Annotated in this window: 13 protein-coding genes and 2 pseudogenes; 3 read left to right on the top strand and 12 right to left on the bottom strand. The window is 46.4% G+C overall.

The genetic code is table 11. The annotated features are described in order from the left end of the window. Positions 1-257: 257 nt before the first annotated feature. The 3 genes from V7R88_RS07475 to V7R88_RS07485 all read right to left on the bottom strand — a co-directional run bounded on the left by V7R88_RS07475 (position 258) and on the right by V7R88_RS07485 (position 2,329). Entirely contained in the window at positions 258-1,112 is an 855-nt protein-coding gene (locus tag V7R88_RS07475; protein ID WP_057717118.1) for an alpha/beta hydrolase, read from the bottom strand. 138 nt (positions 1,113-1,250) lie between these two features. Next, entirely contained in the window at positions 1,251-1,892 is a 642-nt protein-coding gene (locus tag V7R88_RS07480; protein WP_003640647.1) for an NAD(P)H-binding protein, read from the bottom strand. 2 nt (positions 1,893-1,894) lie between these two features. Further along, positions 1,895-2,329 carry a DUF2255 family protein gene (locus V7R88_RS07485; RefSeq protein WP_057717117.1) on the bottom strand — a complete coding sequence of 145 codons (435 nt, stop codon included), beginning with the start codon at positions 2,327-2,329 and terminating at the stop codon, positions 1,895-1,897. Between the two features lie 215 nt (positions 2,330-2,544). Between V7R88_RS07485 and V7R88_RS07490 the strand changes: the two genes are divergently transcribed. Together V7R88_RS07490 and V7R88_RS07495 are read left to right on the top strand one after the other, a co-directional pair. Then, positions 2,545-3,435: a LysR family transcriptional regulator gene (locus V7R88_RS07490; RefSeq protein WP_338816120.1), complete on the top strand. Its 891-nt coding sequence runs from the start codon at positions 2,545-2,547 to the stop codon at positions 3,433-3,435. A 163-nt stretch (positions 3,436-3,598) separates the two neighbouring features. Further along, entirely contained in the window at positions 3,599-4,543 is a 945-nt protein-coding gene (locus V7R88_RS07495; protein WP_027821977.1) for an NADP-dependent oxidoreductase, read from the top strand. 94 nt (positions 4,544-4,637) lie between these two features. On the opposite strand, the gene V7R88_RS07500 is transcribed toward V7R88_RS07495, so the two are convergent. From V7R88_RS07500 to V7R88_RS07540, 9 genes and pseudogenes are all read right to left on the bottom strand, one after another. Then, the gene (locus tag V7R88_RS07500) at positions 4,638-4,886 is read right to left on the bottom strand and encodes a hypothetical protein (protein WP_003640651.1); all 249 of its coding nucleotides are present in this window, start codon (positions 4,884-4,886) and stop codon (positions 4,638-4,640) included. 179 nt (positions 4,887-5,065) lie between these two features. Further along, positions 5,066-6,472, bottom strand: coding sequence for an FAD-dependent oxidoreductase (locus V7R88_RS07505; RefSeq protein ID WP_057717116.1), 1,407 nt, complete (start codon positions 6,470-6,472; stop codon positions 5,066-5,068). A gap of 154 nt (positions 6,473-6,626) precedes the next feature. Further along, on the bottom strand, positions 6,627-7,232 hold the full coding sequence (locus V7R88_RS07510; RefSeq protein ID WP_054396655.1) for a response regulator transcription factor: 606 nt from the start codon (positions 7,230-7,232) through the stop codon (positions 6,627-6,629). A 9-nt stretch (positions 7,233-7,241) separates the two neighbouring features. After that, positions 7,242-8,006 (bottom strand): annotated as a pseudogene (locus tag V7R88_RS07515) (sensor histidine kinase); the annotation flags it as partial. 19 nt (positions 8,007-8,025) lie between these two features. Continuing rightward, positions 8,026-8,991 carry an IS30 family transposase gene (locus tag V7R88_RS07520; protein WP_033609918.1) on the bottom strand — a complete coding sequence of 322 codons (966 nt, stop codon included), beginning with the start codon at positions 8,989-8,991 and terminating at the stop codon, positions 8,026-8,028. 87 nt (positions 8,992-9,078) lie between these two features. Continuing rightward, positions 9,079-9,426: pseudogene (locus V7R88_RS07525) on the bottom strand (sensor histidine kinase); the annotation flags it as partial. Further along, positions 9,404-10,174 (bottom strand): ABC transporter permease, encoded by a 771-nt coding sequence (locus V7R88_RS07530; RefSeq protein WP_003644463.1) that lies wholly within the window; start codon positions 10,172-10,174, stop codon positions 9,404-9,406. The gene V7R88_RS07530 and the pseudogene V7R88_RS07525, both read right to left, overlap by 23 nt. Continuing rightward, a complete protein-coding gene (locus V7R88_RS07535) occupies positions 10,171-11,058 on the bottom strand; it encodes an ABC transporter ATP-binding protein (RefSeq protein WP_057717115.1) in 888 nt (295 codons plus the stop codon). The genes V7R88_RS07530 and V7R88_RS07535 overlap by 4 nt, the downstream gene beginning before the upstream one ends. A gap of 203 nt (positions 11,059-11,261) precedes the next feature. Next, entirely contained in the window at positions 11,262-11,411 is a 150-nt protein-coding gene (locus tag V7R88_RS07540) for a hypothetical protein (protein ID WP_162985461.1), read from the bottom strand. Between the two features lie 293 nt (positions 11,412-11,704). Between V7R88_RS07540 and V7R88_RS07545 the strand changes: the two genes are divergently transcribed. Then, on the top strand, positions 11,705-12,172 hold the full coding sequence (locus V7R88_RS07545) for a GNAT family N-acetyltransferase (protein ID WP_057717114.1): 468 nt from the start codon (positions 11,705-11,707) through the stop codon (positions 12,170-12,172). The last annotated feature ends 35 nt before the right edge of the window (positions 12,173-12,207 follow it).

The raw sequence follows: 12,207 nt of genomic DNA on the forward strand, positions 1-12,207 counted from the left end.
GACCCTCATTAGTCGTACAATCGATTGGACGCGCAACTACTATCAATAGCCTACTATAATCAGCCATTTTGGTCGCGCTAGCAAACGACCAACACCAGTCTTTATCTATTTAAGCGCGAATACCCCGTCATTACAAGTTGGTAGCAACCAAAAAACTAGGCTAACCACTGACAAACGTCAGCTGACTACCCCAGTTTCTTTAGCGTCAATTTTAAAAATGCGCACGCGCCAGTGCCTGTCCATCAGACTGCCCCACTTTAATGTGTGGGCCATAAAAAATCAATCAGTAACCGGTCGACCTGCGCATTTTCATGCAACTGGCTGTGTTGCGCATGTTTCCCAGTAATCTTAACCTCGCGATAAGAACGCGCACGCGCCGCAACTAAGTACCGTAAAGAGCGTGATGAAGCGTTACTGACGGACCCATCCGAATGCGTCCCATCGCCCTTATCGCCATAAATATTAAGGACTCGTACTTGCTGACGTGGATAAACCCGCCGCAATCCTAATAACTGGCGGTAGGCCGGTCGCAATTTATTCGGTCGGCCCGCAGCATTCAACGTCATCTGGTTAGGGCTGTCGTCCATGCCCAAAATACCATTGAAATGTCCAGCAATTGCGACTTGTTGCCTGAGCTGCGGCAACCGCTTATTTTGCGCATTCGCCAATAGATAATAGGTAATCGCCATATTACCCATGGAATGACCAACCATGTTAAACGACGTGATGCCATAGGTTCGTTGGAGCGCCACCACCACATTTTTTGCCCAGCGGCCCACGGTTGGATAATCCGAAGACCGGTTATTAGCAAAGTTCACTTCGACAATTGGTCGATAATCACCTGATCTAAAGTGGCCTTTCAAAGTCACCGTCCCGTTTTTAGCAACCATCGCGCGTACAATAGTTTGTGTTTTGCCGGCTTTAACGATGGCATCTGCCATGTGCGTCTCAGCATGGTAACTACTGCCCCACCCATGGAAAAACAGTGTTGGAATGTAGCGATGCCCCTGAGTCGTAACCGGTTTAGTCACCCCGGTCGTCTCTGCACGACCACAACCAACTAATAATAACAGCAGGCCTGCCATCAGCCCCCATAAGCGTATTCTTTTCAATAACTTCCCCCTGAATTCTATTTAATCATCTATTCACTGTTAGTTCGTCATTTGAATTTGCGCCACCCCGCATCGGAAGGCGTTGTCGTCTGAGCGTTAACGCCTATTTTAGCATTCAATCAAGGCTCATGACAGGAATTACAACCAACTAGGCCGGTCACCCGCCGTACCAGGTTTATCGACCCCTAAACTGACACGCTGATAATTTTCAGGATGCGCCATTAATTTAAAGACTAAATCGGCAACACTTGCTCGTGATACCTCAGTTCCTTTAAAAGGTTCTGCGCCGGTCGTCAATTCATAATCAATTTCGGCAACATCCGTTAGCCAGGCTGGTCGGATCTCCGTATAAACCAGTTCGGAAGCACTAAGCAACCTCGCTGCTTCTCGAAAACCGGGTAGGAAATCGGCAATGGCTTGTTCGTTCCACGCGCCAAATTTTCCTGGCACCTCATGATGGGCGCCGAGTGCACTAATGAAGATCAACCGTTGCCGCTGAGTTCGAACCATTGCGGCCAAAATGCTCTTCGTCTGGGCTGCTAGATCAGTCCCGCCAACATTGGAATAGACTATGTCCACCGGTGCCATTGCTGTGGCAAGTTCATCCGTATCAAGCACGTTGCCATCAATCAGCGTGACCCGTGGTTGCTCCCGATACTGGGCTAAACGTTCCGCTCGACGTAGGAACAATACCAGTTCATCGTCAGTTTCTGCTAATAACCGTTGCGTCAGCTTCCTGGCAATCCCACCATTAGCACCAATAATCATTATTTTAGTCATTTCTATTCACCTTTCTTAGATATTCGTGGCATCACTTGGACCGTCGCCTGCCGCGGTCCACTTGCTAGCATCGGCATTAAATACGGACTACCGGCATATTTTTGTCGATAAGCTTGGTCAATCTGGTTATTTAAGGGCTCATCACAAATGGGCACAAAATTCACCAGATGATTGCTCTCGGCCAAGTGAATCCGGCCAGCCCTTTGGGTTACGGCCGATCGATACCAGCGTGAGCGCGGACCGTTCCAAGCACGGATAAATAGTTGCTGCCCTACCACGACCGACCAAATCCAGGTCGGTGTCCCGTATGTCTGCCCATCACTGTAAAATGGGGAGACTTGAAAATCATCCGCCGTGCTAAAAGCGGCTAACTGTGCTCTGGACCACTGCATCGTGGTTACAGTGGTTGACACTACGGGCTGATTACTTTTGTTCATCGTTAACATTCCTCCATTCTGGCAAAATAGTGGTGCTTAATTCAGAGCACTTCGGTTAAATGGTGCCCTGCCTTGATGCTTGACACGTTATTCTCTGAATAACCAACTATTCTGCACTAACCTCAAGTTTCATCTTAAAGCTTGACAGCAACCATGTCGAATGCTTATATGGAATTTAAAATTATACTTAATTGTAATAGAAAGAAGTGCTTTAGATGGAATTACGAGTTCTACGTTATTTTCAAGCAGTGGTCGCCGAGTTAAATATCAGTCGGGCCGCTGAACGCTTACACGTCTCGCAGCCAACAATTTCACGACAATTAAAGGATTTAGAGGATGAACTGGGCGTGACCCTATTTGAACGCAATGGCCGTCATATCAGTCTCACGAGTAGTGGCGAATACTTTGCCACGCAGGCGAACCAAATCATCGCCTTAGCCGATAAGACGCTTGCCAACATTAATACAGCCAAAGAAATCAGTGGCACGATTGAATTAGGGAGTGCCGAGATGCGCAGTTTTTTGACGATTGCTCAGTCGATTAAGAAACTACAACAACAGTATCCGAAAATCAGGATCAACGTGACGAGTAGTAATGCGAATCAGATTCGAACCAACCTCAAAACCGGGAACTTTGACTTTGGAATCGTCATGGAACCAACTGACAAACACGACTTAAACTTTATCCATCTACCCGGCGAAAGTCGCTGGGGATTACTGGTTCCGCGGCATTCGCCGCTAGCTGACCATGATTACATTAGCTTAGCTGATCTTGAAGGCCAAAAGATCATTGTTTCTGCACAACACGGTACGATCAATCAACTTCAGGATTGGTATGGTGAAAGCACGCCCAAATTCACCATCGTCGCCACTTATAATTTACTCTATAATGCCTCGTTACTAGTTTCTGCGGGCGTCGGGTACGCGTTGGGGATTGATGGCATCATCAATACGAACCAATCCGATTTGATTTTCATCCCACTAACACCTCGAATAACCGCCCGCACTAGCCTAGTCTGGACTAAGGGACAACGCTTGTCGGAAGCCGCCAAAACCTTTTTAACGCAACTGGCGACAGACCTGCAGCAACAAATACCTACTGACTGACACTATCGACTCAGCTTTCACCAATCACCACAACACACTGCCCAATTGATGGCTGCTGAAAACGACGCGCATCTAATTCACGCTAGTCCGAACTAAATAATTGAATTGAGCACAACTAAAATGCTAAGCTAGGTTATTCAGTTTCAGGGAGGAATTATTTAAAATGAAAGCAGTCATTATTAATCAGTACGGTGGGCCCGAAGAACTCCAGATGGCCACTATCGAACGTCCCAGCATTGATCAGGACGAGGTCTTAGTCGCCGTTCAGGCAACGAGTATCAACCCCATCGATTGGAAAGCTCGTCAAGGGTTGCTTAAAGGCATGTTTGACTGGCAAATGCCAGTTGTCCTTGGTTGGGACGTCGCTGGGACCATTGTTGAGGCTGGCGCGGCCGTGACCAACTTTAAGGTTGGTGATGAAGTCTTTGCCCGCCCAGACATTTATGCGGATGGCCGGCGCGGGACCTACGCTGAATATGCCGCAGTCAAAGAAGACAAGTTAGCACTAAAACCAGCCAGTCTTTCTTTTGAACAAGCCGCCGCTTTGCCGTTAGCGGGGCTAACTGCTTACCAAGTCATTCATGACCAATTAAAGATTCAAGCTGGCGAGAAAGTCTTAATTCAAGCCGGTGCTGGCGGGGTTGGTTTAAATGCCATCCAGATTGCTAAGTACCTCGGTGCCGAGGTTGCGACTACTGCGAGCGCCAATCACCATACGCTGTTGAAGCAAATCGGCGCTGACCACGTCATTGATTACCACACGACGGCTGTTCAAGATGTCCTTACAGACTACGATGCCGTCTTTGATACCATTGACGCCATTGATGAGGGCTTGGCAATCTTAAAGCCAACTGGCCGACTCGTGACGATTGATGGGCAACCAACAGCGGCTCAAAAATCCCAAGGCCCCACTGTCTCCAGCTGGTGGTTACAACCCAACGGCCGGGAGTTAGCCATCTTGGGGCAGCTCGCCGTTGAAGGACACTTACAAGTCATCATCGACCAAGTCTTTCCGTTTAGTACGGCTGGTCTCCAAGCCGCCCACCGGTATAGCGAAAACAGTCACAGTGCTGGTAAGCTCATCATCAACGTCGGCACTGAAGCTTAATACGGTATCGGCTCCAGCCTCAGCCAATTGACCAATCGCCACATTGACTGTCAAACGACGCATTAAAGCCTTAAAAGGGCGCTTCAAGAATCCACTACGAATTCTTGAAGCGCCCTTTTTTAAGCCCCATCGCCCGAATAACGCTAGTTGTCACCCCTGCATTTTCAGCCGCTTGTCCCATCTGTGCCTCGGCGTGATACCTATTACCGCCACCGTGGAAAAATAACGTAGGCGTATTTGACTGTACATACTTCATGCGGTGTTGTTGTGCCATACATCCACTGAGCCCCAGTACTAGCAAAACCACTAGCAACCCCGACAGCCATTTCACTTTTACTTGCATGTCCTGATTCCTACTTTTGACTGGAATCTATTATACAGGGTTCCTGTCAGCACAAATCAGGCTTTTTCACCAATTATGGGATGACGAACAGTGCTTTCATCATTTGGATGGCATAAAAACAGACTTGGGAAATGACCCCAAGTCTGTGATTTAATGCGCCTGTGCTGCTTTACGTTAGGTCAATGCTTATCACTACTATTCGACCAGTTACCACGAGCTGTAATTCGTGGTGTTTGATTGCCTCGCTGATATTCTTGTTTGACGGCTAGTTGCCCCACCAAATTTAAATAGTTAAACGGTTGATTAAAATTCGGCTGAAAGAACATATCCACGTAAGCCAAATCATCAATCGTATTCTGATTTTGAATCATTACTGAGATCGTGTTTGCAGCTTGGGCAATGTCGTGACGACTCCAGAATTGCGCGCCGAGAAGCTGACGATTCTGATAATTATAAACTAGTTCAATCGTGACTTTGGCCGTCGTCGGCATATAAGCTGGCCGCCAATTGCCTTGATAGACGGCGTGTCGTACTGGTAGTTCTCGTCTTTGCGCGGCTAGATAGGTCAACCCAGTTGTGGCCATCGTGTGATCAAATAATTGCATGGCTGAGGTGGCTTGCGTTCCCATGTACGGCTGTAAATCTCCGAAAACATTGATCCCCGCCAACGCACCTTGGCGCAGTGCGTTAGTTGCCAATGGTGTATACGCCGGCTGTCCCGTGGGATTATAATTGACCACGCAAGCATCCCCAGCCGCATAAATATCCGGGTCAGAGGTTTGAACATAATCATTGATCAAGATAGCACCATGGCGGTCCATAGCGACCTGCCCGCGTAACAATTCCGTATTCGGCATAAATCCCGCGCAAACGACGGCCAGATCAACCTCATAATCACCCTGCGCGGTTTCAACGATCAACTGATCATTCGAACCGCTTGCGAATCCAGTCACCCGTTCATTGAGGTGGATATCGACCTGGTGATGTTGTAAGAGTTTAGTTGCAGCATCCGCCATTTGGGGACCAAGATAATTATTCAAAATATGTGAATGCGAATGAAATAACATGACTTGTTGGTCCATACTAGCATAGCTTTCCGCTAACTCGGTCCCCATATATCCGGCCCCAACAATTGCAACGCGTTGGTTGGCTTGTAGAGATTGATAAAGTTGTTCCGCCTGCTCGTAGTTTTTGCACAGTAATACTTTCTCATGATCGATACCCATAATTGGTGGCACAATAACTGATGAACCAGTTGCCATAATCAGCTTATCATAAGTATCATCAAAGACTTCGCCAGTCTGCATATTGGCGACCTGCACCGTTTTATGGTCCGTATCAATTCGTAAAACATTATGGCGGGTCTTAACTTGAGCGCCTAACTGCTTCAAGTCAGCCGGCGAGGTGTAAAACATGTCTTCCAGGTGTTGGATGACACCCGTTAAGTACAAATAAATCCCACTCGAAACAAACGAAACGTTATCATTCCGCTCGTAAATCGTCACCGCCGTCTCCGGATGACGTGTTAAAATTTCGCGTGCCGCTGCCGTACCAGCGTGGGTACTACCGATGATCATTACTTTCATCTTACCGGATCTTCCATTCTTCCAGATTTGCCACGTAATTAGTAAGTGGGCTCAACATTAACCACTATTCAATTAATTATATCGCGCACCAAATCATTTGTATATGTGTTGATAAAAATAAACCTAGTTGGCCCCTCGTTCAAACAGCCTAGCTTTACAACCACTGATTAGCTTTCGCCACACGAATCGCTTCTAATCGATTGTGAACCCCCAATTTGCTAAAAATGGCGGATAAGTAATTACGGGTCGTCCCCGCTGACAAGTATAAATTGGCCGCAATCGTCTTCGTGGGCAACCCCTTCTCAGCTTCGACCAAAACTGCTAGTTCCCGTTCGGTCAATGGATTGTTGTCTGCTGACAACATATTCGTGACTAGCTCGGGCGCATAGATGGTGCGGCCGGTCATCACAGCTCGAATTGCATCAATTAGGTCATCACTCGGACTATCTTTTAACAAATATCCCGCGACATTGGCTTTAACTGCTCGTTCAAAATAATGGCGTTGCGCAAAAGTCGTCAAAACAATTACTTTCGTGGCTAGCTGCGAACTGGCCAATCGATCAGCAACATCCAAGCCGGTTATCCCTGGCATTTCGATATCCAGAATTGCGACATCCGGTTGCAGTTCTTGCAACTCCTGCCAGGCGTTTATGCCGTCTACTGCGCTACCCACCACGTGTAGATCATCTTCTAATTCCAGTAATTGGGTCAAGGCAGAATTCAACATGCTTTGGTCTTCTGCTAAGTATAAAGTTATCATGCTGACTCACTACTCCTTTGGTAAAGTTAAGATCAACTGGGTGCCGCGCCGACTACTCGTGATGGCAAAGGTGCCCTGTTTAGCTTGCAAGCGGGTTCGCATCCCGGCAATCCCGTTGGCGCCCTGACGCATCAAGGTTCCACCTTTACCGTCATCTTTCAGCTTAATCTGATAAATTTTTGCCGTCTCGACAAAATCAATCCGCACCTCGTGCGCGTGTGCGTGGCGCATCACATTGGTCATGGCTTCAACTAACACCGCCGCAAAACAACTTTGGACCGTTGTCGGCCACTTGGTTGCCTGTGTCTCACCAGTGGTCGTCGTCCAGACACCAACCACTGCTAGATTACGAGTTTGGGCCAATAGGACTTCTGTGAGCGATTGTTCATGCAAATTATTGACGATTTCGCGAACTAACTGTAAATTTTGGCGACTGGTTTGTTCGATTTCGTCCAATTCTGGTGCCACTTTCTCCGGTGCTTTGACGAGTAATTTTTTAGCTAATTCCGTTTTGAGTGTAATCATTGAAAAGCTTTGTCCAAGGGTATCGTGCAAGTCACGCGCGATTCGTTCACGCTCGTTACGTTCCACAATTGTTTTTAATCGGCGGTTAGTTTGGTTGAGTTGGCGCTGTCGTTCAACTGACCGCGAAAAGGTATACGCGAGTATGGGTGATAACAATGGAAAAACTAAGCCCATCATGTCACCATTATGCCACCCAAACACACCAGGATATTGTAAATAGTCTCGTATACAGCCACCAATTAAAAAGGCCCCGAATTGTCAAATTAAGTTAGAAATTTTTTAACTGTTCATCTGTAATCTGACTGATGAATGCTTCCAGAGGTGTCTGGTAACCCAAACTTTTTCGTGGGATGTGGTTTCGTCGACTGGCAACTGCTTGAACAAATCTATCTGATAGCTGGTCCATAATAAGATTGTGACGTAAACCATCTTTACGCAGCAGACCATTGGTGTTCTCATTTAAACCACGTTGATTGGGTGCTCCGACAGCGGCAAAGTAAATATTTAAATCAAATTGGTTAGCAATGGTTCGCCAACCGGCGAACTCCTTACCATTGTCAAACGTAATTGACTTAAATAGGTGTCGTGGCAGCTTCGAAAGCCATCCTGCTAAACTACGATTGACATCGTGTGCCGACTTGGTATGCGAATTCAGCACAATTGCGACCTTAGTTTGTCGTTCAACCAGCGTGGTTACCGCACCCTGATGGTTTTTACCTTGAACCGTGTCACCTTCTAAATGGCCGAATTCTTGATTAAAATTAGGATAGTCCTGATAACGATTCTTTAAATCCCTGCCCAATTGACCCGCTTTCCCACGGCGTTCAATGTAACCATTAGGGTGCCGTTTGCCGTGCATCGGTAAATCTTTGGTCGACAACCCCAAAACACCGCGTTTGAAAAGGCGGTAAAGGGTTCGAACCCCACAGCTGAAAGCCCGTTCTTGGCGATTAATAATGGTATCTGGTTGCCAACCAGCTTGAGTTTTGGCTTGAATATAGGCCAGTTCATCAGGGCGTAGTTGAATTGGTTTACGCCCACAATGTTGTTTATGCTTTCGATAGTGGCATTGGTAATCAATAATCGTACCGCCAGCGTCAAGAAACCGATAAATACGATACACAGTTTCAGCACTCCGATGGAGCGCTGGGGCCACTAGATAAGCCTTTTTACCGAGTTTCCAAAAAGAATAAATTGTGGCAAGTTCGTCTATGGTAAGATGAGTATAGGTCATTTGTGATCAGCCTTTCTTTTGATTTTGACACTCAAAAGTCTATCACAAATGGCTTTTTAAATTTCTAACTTAATTTTACAAACCGGGGGCATAATACCCTAAAGCAAAACCATAAAATTCTCGTTTAGGACGACGACCAAGTAAAAAGCTCACTTGCCAGCCGGGAAAGATGATCATAAAATTGTTAGCCGCAAATACCGCAAACAGTCCCGTCACAACTAACTCCGCCGGCATCGTCACTGCACGCCAATGCGGTTTCTCAACAACCAAGATGTACAATACAAGAAAGCCACCAACTAACATTAGCCAAAACCAATCATGCCAAGATTTAACGGGTATATAAGCCGCAATTGTATACGGCAAATAGGCGAGCCACACGTAGCTCGTCCATTCAATCGTCTTCAATTTATTTTTATGATGCGTCAACAACGCCATTCCCCCGTTTAAGTACCCGCTGAATCACCCAACTAACAATCACTAATAGGCCGCACACCCACAGCCCGATACCAAGCAAATCGATTAATTTTAGTGTACCATGGGTGCCCCAGTTGACCAACAAATCGTTCACATAATATGTTGGCAGTCGTTTACCAATCACCTGTAGCCAGCTTGGTAATAGGCTAATGGGCCACCATAGACCACTAATAATGGCCATTGGAAAGGTAATTAAATTACTAGCGACACTCAACGTTTCGGCACGATTCAAAAATGAGAGTCCAACGCCCATAAGCAATGTCGGCAATTGACCAATCAGGGCAATTCCAAGTATCCCTAGCCATTGAAACACGGTTAAATCAACGTGGTTCACAACGACCGCAAGCGCGCCTAAAATAACGACCGTTAACGCATTCATTCCCAAACTCATCATGCCAATCGAACGATAGTACGGTACTACCCCGTGTGGCGTTAACCGTAGCCACCGTAATAGTCCCCGTTCCCGATCATGCATTAGAATCTGGGCAATACTGAACAGCGTACTGATCGTCCCACTATAAACGATCATACTGCCCATATAAGACCGATTAAAAAGTGCGATTTGAGCCGTTGTGCCACCGGTAACCATTACTTTTGTAAATAACAAGTAAAAAGCTGCTGGCATCACCAAGGCAAAAAACTGAAACGCTGCGTTTCGAATAATCAAACGCCGTGCATCAAATCTCAGTTGAGCCATTAAAATTTTCATGCTGAGACTCCCTTCGTCAGATGAACAAAAATATCCGTCAATGATTCACGACTAATTGAGACTTGATGCAACTCACTGATTATGGGCATCATCGCTTGCAGCGTAGCGTCACCGTCTTCACTACTCATGCGTAGTTCGTCGCCTTGCTTAGTAACCGCAGTTACTGCCGTTAAATTTGTAAACCGATCCGCTGGCAATCTCGTTTGGCAACGAATCTCTACTTGTTGATATTGTTTTTGCAACACGGCAAACGAGCCTTGAAAAACAAAGCGCCCGTCCTTCAGCAACATAATTCGATCAGCGATGGCTTCAATCTCCGGTAGGTAATGACTGGTAATGATAATGGTTTTACCAGCGGCCTTCAAGAGCCTAATCTGTTGCCAAAATGTCTGTTGCGCATTGGTATCCATGCCAACGGTCGGCTCGTCTAAAAATAACAAATCGGGATCACCTACCAGTGCCAAAGCAAAGGTGACTCGTCGTAACTGTCCTCCAGATAACGCCGTCAAGCGTTGCTGGGCTATGTCTTGTAGTTTCAAGGTGGCTAGTAATGCTTGCCAATCAAATTCAGGCAGACGTTGTACCGCAGCTAGCCTTAACATATCACGCACCGTCACGCCTTGAATGGCCATATCACCCTGCATCATTGACCCAATCTTTAATCGCGCCGCCAGGCTACCGGCCGCTTGCCCGAACACCTTGAGATGGCCCTGCTGGACTCGTTTGATTCCTAATAACAAATTTAACAACGTCGTTTTGCCGGCCCCATTTTCACCAATCAAGCCAACAATCTCGCCCGGCATGATCGTCATATTAATATCAGTCAAAACTGACTGTTGACCATAACTAAATGCGACCTTAGTTGCTTCAATCAACGGTGTCATTATCCCCGCCTCCTTTAATGATTATAGTTTACGCCAGCGTAATCGGGTCGAGTAGTCGCGTTTGTCATAATGATCAGGTGACAAATGTCATTATTTCAACAGTATTGATAAGTTAGCATAATTCTTTAGAAAATAACCCAGACAAAAAGTGAGCTTCTGGATTTACATCAAAAGCTCATTTGAATCACAATTAATAACGCTAGTTACCGTGCTTTCAATACCCAATGTGCTAATTGCGAAACGATGACGATTCCAATAACACCAATTAGACGCAAACTCAATGGCAGTGTTCGACCATCAATGAGCCAGGCAGCTAACAGCAGTAATTCACCGCCAAAAATCACAAATTTCATTCCAACACATCCAATCCACTTTTCGCTAGTATACGAGCCAGCCAATACATTGTCGATTGATCTGCCATTCCTAACTGAGGGTGGTCGCTGATTAACTGTGATTTCACTTCGTCTAGTTGTTACTCGCCTACGTATGTGCGTCTTTAATCCGCCATTCTCCAGTTGAAAAATGATTAGTCCATCAAAAGTTCAATACATTCAAAGGTCATTCCAACCGTTGAATTAGTTTTGGCACTGACTCTAGCTCTTATGTTAAACTTAACCAATCACAACAAAAATAAGGAGGTCGACCATTGTTAATTAAGTCTTTCCCGCCTGCCGAGCGAACACCGCAATTGATTAGCCAATTAACTCAGCTTTGGCGACAGTCCGTCGACGCCAGTCACCACTTTCTAACGCCCGCTGAAATCACAACCATTGAGCACGAGGTCCCCACAGCATTACGAACCGTTCCACAACTGCTCGTTGCAGTGGATGACCAAAATACCCCAGCTGGTTTCATCGGTATTGATGGTTCACTAGTAGCCATGCTTTTTATCGCCCCAGCCGCAAGTGGGACTGGTATTGGAACCGCCTTACTGCAAACTAGTATTCAGGATTATGGTGCCACAGCGCTTACGGTGAATGAACAAAACCCGCGGGCGCGTCAATTTTATGAACACCGTGGTTTCCAAGTCACTGATCGCCAACCAACTGATGATCAGGGCCGTCCATATCCACTATTAACGATGACTTACAACTGTGACCGATTAAACGACTGACTTGACAAAGTCGTTTTTTTTATAAATAATGGACT

Origin of the sequence: Lactiplantibacillus argentoratensis (genome assembly GCF_037290055.1) — a bacterium.
Classification (GTDB): Bacteria; Bacillota; Bacilli; order Lactobacillales; family Lactobacillaceae; genus Lactiplantibacillus; species Lactiplantibacillus plantarum.